General features: G+C 39.9%; 19 protein-coding genes and 1 other RNA gene. 16 read left to right on the forward strand and 4 right to left on the reverse strand.

Translation table 11 applies throughout. The features are described from left to right. The first annotated feature begins 122 nt into the window (after positions 1-122). The 11 genes from HSP_RS0109830 to HSP_RS0109880 all read left to right on the forward strand — a co-directional run bounded on the left by HSP_RS0109830 (position 123) and on the right by HSP_RS0109880 (position 10,119). Positions 123-1,451 carry a Na(+)-translocating NADH-quinone reductase subunit A gene (locus tag HSP_RS0109830; RefSeq protein WP_007524851.1) on the forward strand — a complete coding sequence of 443 codons (1,329 nt, stop codon included), beginning with the start codon at positions 123-125 and terminating at the stop codon, positions 1,449-1,451. 2 nt (positions 1,452-1,453) lie between these two features. Beyond that, entirely contained in the window at positions 1,454-2,689 is a 1,236-nt protein-coding gene (locus HSP_RS0109835) for an NADH:ubiquinone reductase (Na(+)-transporting) subunit B (protein WP_007525457.1), read from the forward strand. Next, the gene (locus HSP_RS0109840; protein WP_007525286.1) at positions 2,682-3,470 is read left to right on the forward strand and encodes a Na(+)-translocating NADH-quinone reductase subunit C; all 789 of its coding nucleotides are present in this window, start codon (positions 2,682-2,684) and stop codon (positions 3,468-3,470) included. The genes HSP_RS0109835 and HSP_RS0109840 overlap by 8 nt, the downstream gene beginning before the upstream one ends. After that, positions 3,470-4,099 (forward strand): NADH:ubiquinone reductase (Na(+)-transporting) subunit D, encoded by a 630-nt coding sequence (locus HSP_RS0109845; RefSeq protein WP_007524316.1) that lies wholly within the window; start codon positions 3,470-3,472, stop codon positions 4,097-4,099. The genes HSP_RS0109840 and HSP_RS0109845 overlap by 1 nt, the downstream gene beginning before the upstream one ends. Positions 4,100-4,102: 3 nt before the next feature. Next, positions 4,103-4,699 (forward strand): NADH:ubiquinone reductase (Na(+)-transporting) subunit E, encoded by a 597-nt coding sequence (gene nqrE / locus HSP_RS0109850; RefSeq protein WP_007524089.1) that lies wholly within the window; start codon positions 4,103-4,105, stop codon positions 4,697-4,699. Positions 4,700-4,708: 9 nt separating this feature from the next. Then, positions 4,709-5,944: an NADH:ubiquinone reductase (Na(+)-transporting) subunit F gene (gene nqrF, locus HSP_RS0109855; RefSeq protein WP_007524820.1), complete on the forward strand. Its 1,236-nt coding sequence runs from the start codon at positions 4,709-4,711 to the stop codon at positions 5,942-5,944. A gap of 178 nt (positions 5,945-6,122) precedes the next feature. Continuing rightward, entirely contained in the window at positions 6,123-7,160 is a 1,038-nt protein-coding gene (locus tag HSP_RS0109860; protein ID WP_007524542.1) for an FAD:protein FMN transferase, read from the forward strand. A gap of 12 nt (positions 7,161-7,172) precedes the next feature. Next, complete coding sequence (gene nqrM / locus HSP_RS0109865; protein ID WP_007525116.1) at positions 7,173-7,421, forward strand: (Na+)-NQR maturation NqrM; 249 nt, start codon at positions 7,173-7,175, stop codon at positions 7,419-7,421. A 125-nt stretch (positions 7,422-7,546) separates the two neighbouring features. Continuing rightward, positions 7,547-8,701, forward strand: a complete 1,155-nt coding sequence (gene mnmA, locus HSP_RS0109870) for a tRNA 2-thiouridine(34) synthase MnmA (protein ID WP_007524021.1) — start codon at positions 7,547-7,549, stop codon at positions 8,699-8,701. Positions 8,702-8,723: 22 nt separating this feature from the next. Continuing rightward, entirely contained in the window at positions 8,724-9,290 is a 567-nt protein-coding gene (locus tag HSP_RS0109875; protein WP_007524736.1) for a nitroreductase family protein, read from the forward strand. A 7-nt stretch (positions 9,291-9,297) separates the two neighbouring features. Beyond that, on the forward strand, positions 9,298-10,119 hold the full coding sequence (locus HSP_RS0109880) for an SDR family NAD(P)-dependent oxidoreductase (protein ID WP_007524208.1): 822 nt from the start codon (positions 9,298-9,300) through the stop codon (positions 10,117-10,119). A 60-nt stretch (positions 10,120-10,179) separates the two neighbouring features. Here the strand turns inward: HSP_RS0109880 and HSP_RS0109885 are convergent, their stop codons facing one another. From HSP_RS0109885 to HSP_RS0109905, 4 genes are all read right to left on the reverse strand, one after another. After that, the gene (locus HSP_RS0109885; RefSeq protein WP_007524806.1) at positions 10,180-10,452 is read right to left on the reverse strand and encodes an HU family DNA-binding protein; all 273 of its coding nucleotides are present in this window, start codon (positions 10,450-10,452) and stop codon (positions 10,180-10,182) included. Between the two features lie 126 nt (positions 10,453-10,578). After that, the gene (locus tag HSP_RS0109890) at positions 10,579-11,169 is read right to left on the reverse strand and encodes a YjaG family protein (RefSeq protein ID WP_007525009.1); all 591 of its coding nucleotides are present in this window, start codon (positions 11,167-11,169) and stop codon (positions 10,579-10,581) included. Between the two features lie 66 nt (positions 11,170-11,235). Then, positions 11,236-12,300 carry a uroporphyrinogen decarboxylase gene (gene hemE, locus HSP_RS0109895; RefSeq protein WP_010130022.1) on the reverse strand — a complete coding sequence of 355 codons (1,065 nt, stop codon included), beginning with the start codon at positions 12,298-12,300 and terminating at the stop codon, positions 11,236-11,238. A 103-nt stretch (positions 12,301-12,403) separates the two neighbouring features. Continuing rightward, a complete protein-coding gene (locus HSP_RS0109905; protein ID WP_010130023.1) occupies positions 12,404-12,955 on the reverse strand; it encodes a UPF0149 family protein in 552 nt (183 codons plus the stop codon). 75 nt (positions 12,956-13,030) lie between these two features. On the opposite strand from HSP_RS0109905, the gene HSP_RS0109910 reads away from it, so the two are divergent. From HSP_RS0109910 to HSP_RS0109925, 5 genes are all read left to right on the forward strand, one after another. Beyond that, the gene (locus HSP_RS0109910; protein ID WP_007524031.1) at positions 13,031-13,342 is read left to right on the forward strand and encodes a cell division protein ZapA; all 312 of its coding nucleotides are present in this window, start codon (positions 13,031-13,033) and stop codon (positions 13,340-13,342) included. Positions 13,343-13,419: 77 nt separating this feature from the next. Beyond that, a non-coding RNA gene (gene ssrS / locus HSP_RS11270) (6S RNA) lies at positions 13,420-13,601 on the forward strand. 6 nt (positions 13,602-13,607) lie between these two features. Beyond that, complete coding sequence (locus tag HSP_RS0109915) at positions 13,608-14,180, forward strand: 5-formyltetrahydrofolate cyclo-ligase (RefSeq protein ID WP_010130024.1); 573 nt, start codon at positions 13,608-13,610, stop codon at positions 14,178-14,180. A gap of 71 nt (positions 14,181-14,251) precedes the next feature. Next, positions 14,252-15,769 carry a sodium/proline symporter PutP gene (gene putP, locus HSP_RS0109920; RefSeq protein ID WP_010130025.1) on the forward strand — a complete coding sequence of 506 codons (1,518 nt, stop codon included), beginning with the start codon at positions 14,252-14,254 and terminating at the stop codon, positions 15,767-15,769. Between the two features lie 155 nt (positions 15,770-15,924). Next, entirely contained in the window at positions 15,925-17,148 is a 1,224-nt protein-coding gene (locus HSP_RS0109925; protein ID WP_007525407.1) for a uracil-xanthine permease family protein, read from the forward strand. Positions 17,149-17,156 lie beyond the last annotated feature (8 nt).

Raw genomic sequence — 17,156 nt, forward strand, 5'->3', positions numbered from 1 at the left:
CTTAATGTAACTTTAGGAATAAGTGGGGAATTCCTTTGATATTCATTTAAAGTTGCGACTCAATAAAGCGATTGCGAGATTCGCAGTCAGTGATTAACCCAAGCAAAAGTAGTGCAAATAATATGATTACAATCAAAAAAGGCTTGGATTTACCAATTTCAGGTAAACCAGCACAAGTAATCCATAACGGCAATACCGTGACGGAAGTTGCGATCCTTGGTGAAGAATATGTGGGCATGCGTCCTTCAATGAAAGTTCGTGAAGGCGATGTAGTGAAAAAAGGTCAGGTTCTTTTTGAAGATAAAAAGAATCCAGGCGTAGTTTTTACGGCTCCAGCAAGTGGTACTGTGGTTGCTATTAACCGTGGTGAGAAGCGTGTTCTTCAATCCGTTGTGATCAAAATTGAGGGTGATGAGCAAGTTACCTTTACTCGTTATGAGGCAGCACAATTAGCCTCTTTAACTAACGAGCAAGTAAAACAAAATTTAGTTGAATCTGGTTTATGGACAGCATTACGTACTCGTCCATTTAGCAAAGTTCCTGCGTTAGATGCAACCCCTTCATCTCTGTTTGTCAATGCGATGGATACAAGCCCATTAGCGGCAGATCCGGCTGTGATTATCAATGAATACAAAGCAGATTTTGAACATGGTCTAGCCGTATTAACTAAATTAGCAAAAGTGAATTTAGTAAAAGCAGCTGGCGCAAATATTCCTTCTGTATCAAATGTAGAAGTGCATGAATTTGCAGGTGTTCATCCAGCAGGTTTAGTGGGAACGCATATTCACTTTATCGATCCAGTTGGCGCAACTAAACAAGTGTGGCATTTAAATTATCAAGATGTTATTGCTATCGGTAAATTATTTACTACTGGTGAGTTATTCACTGACCGTGTAGTTGCACTAGCAGGCCCACAAGTGAAAAATCCACGTTTAGTACGCACACGTTTAGGTGCAAATCTTTCACAATTAACGGCAAATGAATTAAATGCGGGTAATAACCGTGTTATTTCTGGTTCTGTACTTCACGGTGCAAAAGCCGCTGGTGTTCACGATTATTTAGGTCGTTATGCATTACAAGTATCTGTTATTGCAGAAGATACAGAAAAAGAGTTCTTTGGTTGGATTACTCCTCAACCAAATAAATTTTCAATCACTCGTACTGTTTTAGGTCATTTTGGTAAGAAATTGTTTAATTTCACGACTGCAGAAAATGGTGGCCACCGTGCAATGGTTCCAATTGGTAACTATGAGCGTGTGATGCCGTTGGATATTCTTCCGACATTATTACTGCGTGATTTAGAAGTAGGTGATACCGATTCGGCACAATTATTAGGTGCATTAGAGTTAGATGAAGAAGATTTAGCACTTTGTACTTTCGTGTGTCCAGGTAAAGCTGACTACGGTTCATTCTTGCGTCAAGCATTAGACAAGATTGAGAAGGAAGGTTAAAAATGGGTTTAAAAAATCTTTTTGAAAAAATGGAACCCGCGTTTTTACCTGGTGGTAAATACAGCAAGCTTTATCCGATCTTTGAATCGATTTATACCTTGCTTTATACACCAGGTACGGCAACGCAAAAAACAACACACGTTCGTGATGCGTTAGATTCAAAACGTATGATGATTACGGTGTTCTTAGCGTTATTTCCTGCGATTTTCTATGGAATGTATAACGTAGGTCACCAAGCAATTCCAGCGATTGCTAAATTAGGTAACTTAAATGAATTGATCGCAAATGACTGGCATTATGCTATTGCGCATGCTTTAGGTTTAGATTTAAGTCTAGATGCAGGCTGGGGCAGCAAAATGGCGCTAGGTGCGATTTTCTTCCTACCAATTTACTTAGTGGTATTTACTGTTTGTACTATTTGGGAATTATTATTCTCAGTAGTGCGTGGCCACGAAGTGAATGAAGGGATGTTCGTTTCTACCATTCTTTTCGCGTTAATCGTGCCACCAACATTACCATTATGGCAAGCAGCGCTTGGTATTACTTTTGGTATCGTTGTTGCAAAAGAGATCTTTGGTGGTGTAGGCCGTAACTTTATGAACCCAGCGCTTGCAGGTCGTGCATTCTTATTCTTTGCATATCCGGCTCAAATTTCGGGTGATTTAGTATGGACTGCAGCAGATGGTTTCTCTGGTGCAACTGCGCTTTCACAATGGTCACAAGGTGGTCAAGCAGCATTACAACATACAGTAAGTGGTCAACCAATTACTTGGATGGATGCATTTATTGGTAACCTTCCTGGTTCAATGGGTGAGGTTTCAACACTTGCATTGTTAATTGGTGGTGCACTGATTTTATTCACTCGCATCGCTTCTTGGCGCATTATGGCTGGCGTAATGATTGGTATGGCGGCAACTGCAACCTTATTTAATATCATTGGTTCAGATACTAACCCAATGTTCTCAATGCCTTGGCATTGGCACTTTGTATTAGGTGGTTTCGCATTAGGTATGATTTTCATGGCAACCGACCCTGTTTCTGCTTCATTTACTAATACTGGTAAATGGTGGTACGGTGCGTTAATCGGTGTTATGGCTGTATTGATTCGTACAGTAAACCCTGCTTACCCAGAAGGTATGATGCTAGCGATTTTATTTGCAAACTTATTTGCACCAATTTTCGACTACATCGTGGTTCAAGCAAATATCAAACGTCGGAGAGCAAGAACAAATGGCTAAATTTAATAAAGATAGCGTAGGCGGTACAGTTACCGTCGTTGTGTTGCTAAGTTTAGTATGTTCTATCGTTGTTTCTGGTGCTGCAGTGGCATTAAAAGCAAAACAAGATGAACAAAAATCCCTTGACGTACAACGCAACATTTTAACTGTTGCTGGTTTAATGAAAGAAGATAATGCTTCTGTTATCAAAGAAACATACGGTAAATTCATTGAACCTCGTTTAGTTGATTTACAAACGGGTGATGTTGTTCAAGCATCGGCTGAAGAGATCAATAAATTTGAACCAAAAGATGCCATTAAAGATCCAGCTAAAAGCCAAGTAATTCCGCAAGAAGCAGATAAAGCAGGCATTAAAGTGCGTGCTAACCAAGCACGTATCTATCTTGTTAAAGATGAGCAAGGCAATGTGAACCAAGTAGTGTTACCTATGTATGGTCGTGGTTTATGGTCAACCATGTATGGTTTCGTTTCTGTTGCACCAGATGCGAATACTATCAAAGGCATCACTTACTATGACCAAGGTGAAACAGCCGGTCTAGGTGGTGAAATTGCAAACCCACGTTGGCAAGCACAGTTCGTTGATAAGAAATTATTTGACGAACAAGGTAATCAGAAATTTAAAATCTACAAAGGTATCTCTGCAGATAAAGAGCATGGTGTAGATGGTTTATCTGGTGCAACCTTGACTAGTAACGGTGTGCAAGGCTCATTTGATTATTGGTTCAGCCAAAATGGCTTTGGCCCATTCTTAGCGAAATTTAAAGCAGGAGAAATCAAATAATGGCTGAAGGAAAAGTAAATTTAAAAGGTCTTTTATTAGATCCAATTGCTAAAAATAACCCGATTGCATTACAAATCTTAGGTATCTGTTCTGCATTAGCGGTAACTACTCAGTTACAAACGGCTATCGTAATGGCAATTGCGGTAAGTTTAGTAACCGGTTTTTCTAGCATGTTTATTTCAATGATTCGTAACTATATTCCAAATAGTATCCGTATCATTGTGCAATTAGCGATTATTGCTTCTTTAGTAATCGTAGTTGACCAAACCTTAAAAGCGTTTGCTTACGGTTTATCAAAACAGTTGTCAGTATTCGTTGGCCTTATTATTACAAACTGTATCGTAATGGGGCGTGCGGAAGCATTTGCAATGAAATCTCGTCCATTAGAGAGCTTTGTTGATGGTATTGGTAACGGTTTAGGTTATGGGGTAATTTTATTAATTGTTGCCACATTACGTGAACTTATCGGTTCTGGTCGTCTATTAGGTTTCCCTGTATTCCAAACTATCCAAGATGGTGGTTGGTATCAACCAAACGGTTTATTCCTTCTTGCACCAAGTGCGTTCTTCATCATTGGCTTCGTTATTTGGGGCTTAAGAACGTGGAAACCCGAGCAACAGGAGAAATAATCAATGGAACATTATATTAGCTTATTAGTTAAGGCGATCTTCATTGAAAATATGGCACTTTCCTTCTTCTTGGGGATGTGTACATTTCTAGCCGTATCTAAAAAAGTATCAACTGCGTTCGGTTTAGGTATTGCAGTTGTGGTAGTGCTTGGTATTGCTGTACCAGCTAACCAATTTGTTTATGAACACGTTTTAAAAGATAGTGCATTAGTTGATGGTGTAAGTCTTGAATTCTTAAGTTTTATTACTTTCATCGGGATTATCGCAGGTCTTGTTCAATTACTTGAAATGGCTTTAGATAAATTTTTCCCAGCACTTTATAATGCATTAGGTATCTTCTTACCTCTTATTGCGGTTAACTGTGCGATCTTCGGTGGTGTATCTTTCGCCGTACAACGTGAATACACTTTTGCTGAATCAGCTGTGTATGGTGTTGGTGCAGGTTTAGGTTGGATGTTGGCAATTGTTGCTCTTGCAGGCTTAACCGAAAAAATGAAATATGCTGATGTACCAGCTGGCTTAAAAGGATTAGGGATTACCTTCATCACTGCAGGCTTAATGGCGCTTGGCTTCATGTCATTTTCTGGTATTCAGTTATAGGAGACAATAATGAGTGAATTAAATATTCTTTTACTTGGTGTTGTAGCCTTTACTGCAATCGTTTTAGTCTTAGTCGCAATTATCCTTTTCGCTAAATCAAAATTAGTGGATTCAGGCGATATTACTATCAGCATTAATGATGACCCAGAAAAAGCAATTACTTTACCAGCAGGTGGTAAACTTTTAGGCGCGTTAGCGAGTAAAGGTATCTTCGTTTCATCTGCTTGTGGTGGCGGTGGTTCTTGTGGTCAATGTATTGTTAAAGTGAAAAGTGGTGGTGGTGAAATTTTACCAACCGAACTTTCTCACATTAACAAACGTGAAGCGAAAGAAGGCTATCGTTTAGCATGTCAAGTTAACGTGAAAGGCAGTATGGACGTTGAATTACCTGAAGAAATCTTCGGTGTGAAAAAATGGGAATGTACTGTTATTTCTAACGATAACAAAGCAACTTTCATTAAAGAGTTAAAATTAGCGATCCCTGAAGGTGAGGAAGTACCTTTCCGTGCGGGTGGTTATATCCAAATCGAAGCTGATCCACATGTGGTGAACTATAAAGATTTCGATATTCCAGAAGAATACCACGAGGACTGGGATAAATACGACTTATGGCGTTATGTGTCTAAAGTTGACGAGCATATTATTCGTGCTTACTCAATGGCTTCATACCCAGAAGAGAAAGGTATCATTATGCTTAACGTGCGTATTGCAACACCTCCTCCACGCCAACCTGATGCACCTCCAGGTCAAATGTCTTCATACATTTGGTCATTAAAAGCAGGTGATAAAGTGACTATTTCTGGTCCATTTGGTGAATTCTTCGCGAAAGAAACCGATAATGAAATGGTCTTCATTGGTGGTGGTGCAGGTATGGCGCCAATGCGTTCACATATCTTTGACCAATTAAAACGTTTACACTCTAAACGTAAAATGTCATTCTGGTATGGTGCGCGTTCTAAACGTGAAATCTTCTACCAAGAAGACTTTGACCAATTACAAGCTGAAAATCCAAACTTCGTATGGCATGTGGCACTTTCTGATGCATTGCCAGAAGATAACTGGACAGGTTACACCGGCTTTATTCACAACGTACTTTATGAAAACTACTTAAAAAATCATGAAGCACCAGAAGATTGTGAATACTACATGTGTGGTCCTCCAGTGATGAACGCAGCAGTGATTAAAATGCTGAAAGATTTAGGCGTTGAAGATGAAAACATCTTATTAGATGACTTCGGTGGCTAATCTCTGACCATAACAAGCGGTTGGATTTGTAAAATGTTTTGCAAATTCCACCGCTTTTTGCCTATGACTTATGTCATAGGTTAAACATAATTCAGTCTTTTTATATTTTTTAATGAGCTGAATTATGCTTAACCTAGCATTAGAATGAAATACTAGGCATCTCAATCAAGAGGATATAATGAAATTAAAATCGCTTTTATTTCTTGCAATCGGTTCACTTTTTTTGACCGCTTGCGAAAAAGTGCCTGAGCAAATGGCTTTTTCAGGCAAAACAATGGGAACGACCTATACAGTTAAATATATTGATAATGGTAAAGTAAATTTACCTAAGATTGAGGATGTGCAACAGCAAGTTGATGCCGTTTTAAAAGAAGTGAACAATCAAATGTCCACTTATCAAAAAGATTCAGAAATCAGTCGTTTTAACCAAAGCCAAGAAGTCAATGTACCTTTTACTGTTTCTGCTGATTTTGCTAAAGTCACCCAAGAAGCGATTCGTTTAAATCGAGTTACCGAGGGTGCATTAGATGTTACCGTTGGAAAATTAGTTAACCTCTGGGGGTTTGGGCCCGATAAACGCTTAAATAAAGCCCCAAGTGCAGAACAGATTGCCCAATTTTCGCCTAGTGTGGGGATTGATAAATTAAGTGTCAATACGGAAAGTGGATTTAGTCTAACTAAAAAAGCCCCTGCACTTTATTTAGATTTATCTTCTATTGCCAAAGGCTTCGGTGTTGATAAAGTGGCAGAACAATTAGAGCAATTTGGTGTAGAAAATTACTTAGTTGAGATTGGTGGGGAATTACGCGGTAAGGGTAAAAATGCGCAAGGCAACGATTGGCGTATTGCCATCGAGCAGCCTGCATTAGTGCAAGGTGAAAAGGCTCAAATTGTGGTGCCACTACATAATTTAGGTATGGCAACTTCTGGTGATTATCGTAACTATTTTGAAGATGAGCAAGGAAATCGTCTTTCGCATATCATTGATCCGAAAGCATTACGTCCGGTCAAGCATAATTTAGCCTCAATTACAGTACTTGCGCCAACGTCAATGACTGCAGATGGCTTATCAACAGGCTTATTTGTATTAGGCGAAGATAAAGCTTTAGAAGTGGCTGAGCGTGAGCATTTAGCTGTCTTTTTGATTATTAAACGTGGTTCGTCATTTGAAACCAAAATGTCGAGCGAATTTGAGAAAATTATTAACCAAAAATAATTGGAGTGAATAATGGAAACTTTATTACTTACATTCGGCTTTTTTATTGCCGTTGTCTTTGCAATGTCAATTGGCTTTTTAATTAAAGGTAATGCCTTAAAAGGGAGTTGTGGCGGCATCTCTGCGTTAGGTATGAAAAAAATGTGTGACTGTGAAGAGCCATGCGATAACCTCAAATCAAAAATTGCAGATGGCACAGCAGATCCAGAAGAAGTTGCTCGCTTTGCAAAAGAAGAGCCTAAATTTTACGAAGTAAAATAAATTTATCTATGGCAAGCGGTAATATTTGTGTGATGTTTTGCAAATTTTGCCGCTTTATTTCTTTGTGATAGTTTTCTATCAAATCACCAAATGTGCTTCGCCTTAACCGAAGTTACGGGAGACTTATGTTAATTTCAAACACTTATAACCAACACTTTCCAACACTTTCCCCTGAACAACTTGCTGAGAATGCTAAGAAAAAAGTCATTATCGGCATGTCTGGTGGGGTTGATTCTTCAGTTTCTGCGTTTATTTTGCAACAACAAGGCTATCAGGTTGAAGGCTTGTTTATGAAAAACTGGGAAGAGGATGATGACACCGATTATTGTACTGCTGCAGCTGATTTAGCTGATGCACAAGCGGTGGCTGATAAACTTGGAATGAAACTGCATAAAATCAACTTTGCCGCAGAGTATTGGGATAATGTTTTTGAACATTTCTTAAATGAATATAAAGCAGGGCGCACGCCAAACCCAGATATTCTTTGTAACAAAGAAATTAAGTTTAAAGCGTTTTTAGAATACGCCGCAGAAGATTTAGGTGCGGATTATATTGCCACAGGGCACTATGTTCGTCGCGCAGGCAGTGATGATAATGCACAATTGTTGCGTGGGCTAGACGAGAATAAAGATCAAAGTTATTTTTTACATGCGATTACTAAAAAACAAGTTGGGCAGAGTCTATTTCCAGTAGGCGAAATTGAAAAACCGATTGTACGTGCCATTGCTGAAGATTTAGGGTTAGCGACAGCCAAGAAAAAAGATTCCACAGGCATTTGTTTTATTGGGGAGCGTAAGTTTAAAGATTTCTTAGCACGTTATTTACCTGCACAGCCAGGGGAGATTCGAACGGTTGATGGCAAGTTAGTTGGGCGTCATGATGGCTTAATGTATCACACGCTTGGGCAACGCAAGGGATTAGGAATTGGTGGCGTAAAAGGCTTAAGCGAAGATCCGTTCTATGTGGTAGAGAAAGACCTCATCAATAATGTGTTAGTAGTTGCTCAGGGGCATGATAATTCTGCGTTGCTTTCAAGCGGGCTTATTGCTTCACAATTAAATTGGATTAGTGGTGAACCTCTGCGTGAAGCACTTCGTTGTACAGTGAAAACCCGTTATCGTCAAACGGATATTGCTTGTGAAGTTTTCCCAATAGATGAAAATACGGTAAAAGTGATTTTTGATGAGCCACAAATTGCGGTCACACCAGGACAATCAGCGGTGTTCTATCAAGGTGAAGTATGCCTTGGTGGCGGTGTGATTGAAGAGCAATTAAAGTAAGCGGTCATTTTCAGGAGAAAAAATGCAAATTTTAGAATTATTACATCACCGTCGTTCAAGTAAACAATTTGGCGAGATTGCTCCAAACCAAGCGCAATTAGAAAATATGATTAAAGCGGCTTTACGAGCCCCTGATCATGGCAGACTTAAGCCCTATCATTTTGTTGTATTGCAAAAATCGGCTATGCCAACATTAAAGGCTTGCTTAGAAGCAGCAGCAGTTGAATTTGATATGGATGAAAAAAATGCAGCTAAAGCGGATAAACTAGCCAACCAAGCGCCAATGGTGATTGGTGTGATCGCCAAAATTGATCATGAATCACCGAAAATTCCTGCATGGGAGCAAATGCTTACTACTGGCTGTGCCGCTTATGCAATGCAATTAGCAGCAAATGCGCAAGGGTTTGAAACCGTTTGGATTAGCAAAAAATGGGTTGAAGGGACTCAATTACGTGCGCTATTTAATTGCGAAGAAGGCGATAAAGTTGTGGGCTTATTATTAGTAGGTTCACCTAAAGATCCAGAATCTGGTATTTCGCTTGCGCGTCAGCCAGAAGAAATTGATGGTTTCTTTGACGTGATTAAGTAGTGAAGTGATGCCAACTATCTTAATTACTGGCTGCTCATCTGGCATTGGCTATGCAACAGCACTTTATTTACGGCAGCAAGGTTGGCGAGTGATTGCTAGCTGCCGAAAAACTGAAGATGTTATGCGCTTGCAACAAGAAGGATTTGAATGCATAAAGTTAGATGTGACCGATAGTAGCGAGATTAACGCAGCCTTTGATTATATTCAAACAAGCGGTCAATTAGATGCAGTGTTTTGCAATGCGGGTTATGGGCAGCCTGGTTGCGTGGAAGATGTACCTCGCGCAGCACTACGAGAGATTTTTGAAACGAATGTGTTCGGAACTTGGGAAGTGATGAATGCTGCACTAAAAATTTTTCGAAGACAAAATCATGGGAGAATATTGGTAACCAGCAGTATTTTAGGGTTTGCAGCAATGCATTATCGAGGGGCATATAATGCGACGAAATTTGCGTTAGAAGGAATGGCCGATACGTTGAGGGCTGAACTTTATGGTTCAAATATTTATATTAGCTTGATTGAACCAGGCCCAATCCAAAGTCGATTCCGCCCAAATTCTGTGGAAAAACTAAAGCAATACATTGATTTGGATGATTCTTTCCATCAAGACTTTAATCAAAAACAGCTACAACGTCTGACAGCAGCGAGTAATGGTAATCCATTTACTTTGCCTGCTTCAGCTTGTGCAGAGGCGTGTTTTAAAGCCTTAACGGCGAAAAAACCGAAAGCTCGTTATCAGGTTACTTTCCCTACTCAATTATTTTGGTGGCTACGGCGGTTGTTACCGACAGCATTATTTGATGCGATTAACCGCAAAGCGGGTGGATAAGTCAAAAAAACAAAGGCGTTGAAGAGTTCTTCAACGCCTTTGTACATTCAGAGATTAAGATTATTTTACTAAATCTTTTAATGCTTTACCTGCAACGAATGCTGGTACTTTAGCTGCAGCAATTTTAATTTCTTCGCCAGTGCGAGGGTTGCGACCAGTACGTGCGCTACGCTCGTTAACTTTGAAAGTACCGAAACCGATTAGTTGAACTGCATCGCCTGCTTTTAAGCTTTCAGAAATCGCTTCTAAAGTTGCTTCTAAAGCTGCTTTTGCATCTTTTTTGCTTAATTCTGCTTTCGCTGCGATTGCATCGATTAATTCAGTTTTGTTCATAGTGTTAATCCTCTAAAAGAATGTTGTTGCTATAATAATGACAAGGAGCGTCAATCTAGTGTGTAGCTTAATTCAAACTACCGATTTCTCAAATAGCTAAAATGCATATTTGTGTTTATTTTTAGTTTATTGATTAAAATTTACACCAATATTACTAATTCCTTCAGTGCGAATCTCATTTTTGAGCTCGAGAATGAGCTGAGTATCGCGTTCTTCGCACTCATTGAGCAGGCGATAAATTTGCCATTGCACATCTAATTCGGCTTGAATTTCAGCAGAGTTTTTCAAAGCTTGTTCATTTAACTCTTCACCTGTTTGCATTTCCACATAGCTAGCCACCGTACCTAATGAAATTTGGCTAATGCGGATTGCTTGTTCTAAGGTTGCACCTGCAATTAAGCTGTGTAGTAATTCAGACAGTGCTTCACAGGCTTCTTGTGCTGGTAATACGCCAAAAAACTCATAATCATTCACATCTGGAATAATCGCTTCCAATTTCTCTAATTGATTATCGAAATTGATTTTGGCACCTTTAACGGTAAGAGATTCCCAAACTAGATTTAAGATATTCTGATAGACCTTGCTATTATCAGGTTGTTCCGTTACCTCGCAAAAAAGCTGAAAATTAGGCGCCATGCGCTCGCATAAACATGCCATAAAAGTGAGGTGTTGCCAGGGCTCAAAACGTTCCATTCGTTTATGAATTGGATTTCTCATATATTTCCCTCAAACAAGCGGTTCAATTTTCATTATGTTTTACCAAACCGCTTGAGATCATTTTAATTATTTATGGTAAGGCTTTGAGAATTCATGCACTGAATCAACCAGCACTTTCGGGCTCTCGGTTGGCACATCTAAATGGATACCGTGCCCAAGGTTGAAGACATGACCTGAACCTTGTCCAAAGTCAGCTAAAATTTGCTGTACTTCTTGCTCAATGCGCGCAGCAGAGGCATAAAGTACACTTGGATCCATGTTGCCTTGTAATGCAACTTTATGGCCAACACGTTGACGTGCATCGTGTAAGTTAACCGTCCAGTCTAAACCAATTGCATCACAACCTGTTTCGGCTACGGCTTCTAACCATAAGCCACCGCCTTTAGTAAAGAGTGTGACAGGCACTTTTCGGCCTTCGTTTTCACGAATCAAGCCATCTACAATTTTGTGCATATAGCGTAATGAGAAATCTTGATAATCACGATGTGCTAATACGCCGCCCCAAGTATCAAAAACCATCACTGCTTGTGCGCCAGCTTTGATTTGTGCATTCAAATATAAGATGACGCTATCGGCAAGTTTATCTAATAATGCATGAAGAAGATGAGGTTCGGTGTACATCATTTTTTTGATTTTAGTAAATGCTTTACTTGAACCACCTTCAACCATGTAGGTAGCTAATGTCCATGGGCTACCAGAGAAACCAATTAACGGTACTTCACCTTTTAACTCACGGCGAATGGTACGAACGGCATTCATCACATATTGTAATTCGCTTTCTGGATCTGGAATTGGAAGGTTATCTACATGTGCTTTTGTTTCAATTGGACGAGCAAATTTCGGGCCTTCACCAGCACCAAAACTTAAGCCTAATCCCATCGCATCAGGAATAGTTAAAATATCAGAAAAGAGAATTGCCGCATCTAAAGCATAACGGCGTAAGGGTTGAAGGGTAACTTCGCAAGCTAAATCTGCATTACGGCATAATGACATAAAATCGCCAGCTTCTGCTCGAGTGGCTTTATATTCTGGTAAATAGCGACCGGCTTGGCGCATCATCCAAACAGGGGTCATATCTACGGGTTCACGTAATAATGCTTTAAGATAACGATCATTTTTTAATTGTGTCATGAGGTTTCCTTCATAATTTAGCGAAAACAGGAATTTGCAAATTCTTTTTTAAATTTGACCGCTTGCGAAGATGAATTTTTAGCAATTTTTGCGGTCGGTAACATTAGTGGATATTGGTTGGCTTCTCCGTTGCATTTAATGCAAAATGGCTGTGGAGGAAAAGAGATAATACGCGTAAGTATTCTACGACTTCTTCGCCAGCTTCGAGTAATTCTTCGTTGCTGTCATCTTCATGATAGCCAAGTTTTGAGATTTCTTCTAAGTCATCAATGGCTTCACCAACTTCATCGGTTTCTTCATTTAATTTGGGTTGTGCTAAGCCTAAACCTAAAATAAATTGGCTTGTCCAATCGGCAATGCTTTCAGCTAAAGCTATACCATCGTTTTCATTTTCTGGCAACCAGAGTGAAAAGAGCGTATTCGCCTCACGATATGACTGACTTAATGTTTCATAAAATTGACTGAGCGCTTGAAGAGGAACTTGTGAGAAAGTATGACCATCGTTAGTAAATTGATAAGTCAGTGTTTTCCAAGATTCATCTTGAATGCCGCCAGCAATTAACCCGCTTAAAAAGCCGTGAAACTCAGCGGGATTAAGCTCAATAGCTAATTGTGCAATCAGTTGCTTAAATTCGGTTGGTTGAAGATTTGACATAGTATCGTCTTTGTTATTCTTAGAAAGAATGGCATAATAACAAAAATTTTATAGATAAGTGAGGATTTTACGCCTATGTCGGCAAATTATATTGAAGTCCAAATTTTTGGACAGGTGCTTCGCTTGCATTGTCCGCCGGAACAACAGCAACATTTATTAGCTTCTGCTGAGCGTTTAGAAGAGCGCGTAGCGGTTTTAAAAGAGCAATCAGGTATTATCCAGCTTGAAAAAGTCTTGGCAATTGTGGCGCTGAACTTAAATTACGAGCTTGAATTAGAAAAGCAAAAAAATGAAAACAACAAAAACGTGTTAGAAGCTTGTATTCACCAGCTTGATAGTTCGTTAGGGAAATTGAATAATTTAGGCGTAATTGATACGAATCAATAAACTGCTTAAAAGCTGATCGGTTAATTATTTTTATTTTTTTATTGCTAGGAAAAACAGCGAATTTCCGTTATATTAAATCTTGTCGGGGGTGTGCGTAGCTTATTACGTCCCTGAGCCGATAATTTAAAACCTTGAGTTGGACATCTAATCGCCGGTGAGCAAGCTTACCTTGAGTAAGAAGCCTAAAGGCGAATACGTTTGACTCCCTTGAACCTTCTGGTTCAAGGACTACAATAGGTTACGGCACCTCGGACACCATCTGGTTATGAACACTTCATTGGATTCACATCAAGCCTTACGCCAATCTCTTCGGCGTGAAATGAAAATCAAACGTCAACAACTTTCCCCTATAGCGCAGCAACAGGCTAGTCAGGCAATTATTACACCGGCATTAGATTTAATCGCTCGATATCAAGCTCAGCATATTGCCTTTTATTTGCCATTTAATGGTGAAATCTCACCGCTTGCATTGATGGAAATATTGCATAAACAAGGTAAATCGCTTTATTTGCCCGTTGTGCATCCATTTAGCTCTGGTAATTTGTTATTTATAGCTTATGAACCAAACGATGAGCGGATTACACATTCTCTTGGCATGCAAGAGCCTAAGTTAGATGTTCGAAAAGTATTGCCTTTAAATGAATTAGACATGATTTTTACGCCATTAGTGGCTTGTGATAAACAGAATGGGCGTTTAGGTTATGGAGGCGGGTTTTATGATCGTACATTAAGTCAATCTTCAGCCATTAGTGTGGGGCTAGCGCATCGTTGTCAACAGGTTGAAGAATTACCGTTAGCAGCTTGGGATGAGCCATTAGATCACCTAATTCTTGGTTAAAACATTGATTTTTTAAGCCAAAATGGGTAATCTTTTGCCTTTTCCTCCATTTTAAGGCTTAAGGGGCGCGCATGTTTGGGTTTGATCCAACCACTACAACATTCCTTATCTATATTGTGGCGATGATCCTGATAGGATTGATTGCTTACCGAGTCACGAATAACCTTTCTGATTACATTTTAGGTGGGCGCCGTTTAGGCAGTTTCGTTACTGCATTATCGGCTGGTGCATCAGATATGTCGGGTTGGCTATTGATGGGCTTACCCGGCGCCGTTTATGCAGGTGGTCTGATTGAAGCATGGTTAGCAGTTGGCTTAACGATCGGGGCTTATTTAAACTGGAAATTAGTTGCCGGTAGATTGCGTGCTCATACCGAATATAGTGGCGATGCGCTAACTTTACCTGAGTATTTTCATAACCGTTTTGGTGATAAAACTAAGCTCATTAAAATCCTTTCTGCGTTTATCTTCTTACTCTTTTTCGCTGTTTATTGTGCTTCTGGCGTCGTTGCGGGTGCGCGCGTCTTTGAAAATCTCTTTGGGGTACCTTATGCAGATGCCATTTGGTATGGTGCGGTTGCTACTATTCTTTATACCTTTATTGGCGGCTTTTTAGCCGTGAGTTGGACGGACACGATCCAAGCATCGCTAATGGTCTTTGCATTATTGCTGACGCCACTTTTTGTTGTATTAAGCATTGGTAGTATTGATGAGATCAAATCCACTTTAGCGTTGGCAGAAGCAGCGAGTGGCAAAAATTATAATGATATGTTTAGCGGCACCACAGTTTTAGGCGTGTTAAGTCTCATGGCGTGGGGATTAGGTTATTTTGGACAACCGCATATCGTTGTGCGATTTATGGCAGCAGAAAGTGTGAAATCACTTAAAAATGCGCGCCGAATCAGTATGGCGTGGATGGTTATCTGCTTAGTGGGCGCGATTGGTATTGGCTATTTCGGCATGTTGTATTTTTTCAAATTCCCAGAAAAATCCAGTGTAGTGAGTCAAAACAATGAGCAGATTTTTATTGAACTAGCAAAATTATTATTTGATCCATGGACAGCTGGCGTATTGCTTTCTGCTATTCTTGCTGCGGTAATGAGTACACTTTCTGCACAATTATTGATTTGCTCAAGCGCGATTACCGAAGATTTATACAAAGGCATTTTAAGACCAAAAGCAAGCGATCGTGAATTGATTTGGTTAGGTCGAGTGATGGTATTAGCGGTTGCTGGGTTAGCCATCTATATTGCACAAGATCCAAATAGCCAAGTGTTTGGCTTAGTGAAAGATGCATGGGCAGGTTTTGGCTCTGCATTTGGCCCAATTGTGTTGTTGTCATTGTTTTGGAAACGGATGAATGGTTTTGGTGCGATTGCGGGGATGCTAACAGGGGCTTTAGTGGTGTATTTCTGGAAAGATATTACGCTTTGGTTGGCATTGCCTGATGTTTATTCAATGATTCCTGGATTCTTCCTTGCTATTTTGGCAATTATTATTGTTTCTCTGATAACACCAATGCCGAATCAGCAAGTGTTAGAAACTTTTGATAAAGCCAACAAAGCCTTTTTAGCTGAAGAGAAAGCATAATTTCCAATCCCGTTAATAAATTATCAGCAGTTAACGGGATTTTTCTTTTATATTGTTAAAGAGGCATCGTCAGCAATTAGGTTTTGATCTATAATTAATTTCCAGTTGTCGAAAGATAACGTTTTCGTTTTTTCACTTAACTGGACTTACCTAACATGACTCAACAAACTATTAGCACGCCAAAACAAGCGTTTGTCGGTTTACAAATGTTATTTGTTGCCTTCGGCGCCCTAGTTTTAGTGCCACTTATTACGGGCTTAGACCCAAACACTGCCTTGCTCACTGCAGGTATTGGTACCCTTCTTTTTCAACTCTGCACCGGTCGTCAAGTACCGATTTTCTTAGCTTCTTCTTTTGCTTTTATCGCGCCTATCCAATACGGTGTACAACATTGGGGAATTCCTTCAACAATGGGCGGTTTAGCCTGTGCTGGTTTAGTCTATGTCGTGCTTAGCGCTTTAGTAAAATGGCGTGGCGCACAAATCATGGACAGAATTTTCCCACCTGTAGTGGTAGGTCCGGTTATTATCATCATCGGTTTAGGGCTTGCGCCTGTTGCGGTGGATATGGCGGTTGGCAAAAATATGCAGATTGAGCAAAATCTTGCGATTTTAGTTTCTATGGTAACCTTAGTTACCACTGTTATCGTTGCTGTATTCGCTAAAGGGTTAATGAAGCTTATTCCGATTATGTTCGGTATTTTAGTTGGTTACTTGCTTTCACTTTATCTTGGTTTAGTTGATTTTACTAAAGTTTCCGAGGCTAGCTGGTTCTCTATCCCAACTTTAACCACACCACAATTTAATTTAGAAGCCATTCTTTACTTACTCCCAATTGCGATTGCACCAGCAGTAGAGCACGTTGGCGGTATTATGGCGATTAGCTCGGTAACGGGTAAAAACTTCTTACAAAAACCGGGGCTTCACCGAACCTTATTAGGCGATGGTATTGCAACCTCGGCGGCATCTTTACTTGGTGGTCCACCAAATACGACTTATGCAGAAGTGACGGGTGCTGTAATGCTCACTAAAAACTTTAACCCGAAAATCATGACTTGGGCAGCTTGTTGGGCGATTGCGATCTCATTTTGTGGAAAAGTTGGCGCTTTCTTACAGACGATTCCAAGTGTTGTGATGGGTGGCATCATGATGCTCGTATTCGGTTCTATTGCGGCTGTGGGCATGAGTACACTGATTAAAGCCAAAGTGGATATGGGTGAGGCACGTAATCTTGTGATCGTTTCTGTGGTCATGACCTTCGGTATTGGTGGTATGTTCATCAATCTAGGTGAATTCTCGCTTAAAGGTATTAGCCTTTGTGCCATCGCAGCGATTATCATGAACTTAATCTTACCAAAAGAAAAAGGGCAGAATGCCTAACAATAATA

The sequence above is a fragment of the Haemophilus sputorum CCUG 13788 genome (assembly GCF_000238795.1).
In the GTDB taxonomy this organism is placed as follows: Bacteria; Pseudomonadota; Gammaproteobacteria; order Enterobacterales; family Pasteurellaceae; genus Haemophilus_A; species Haemophilus_A sputorum.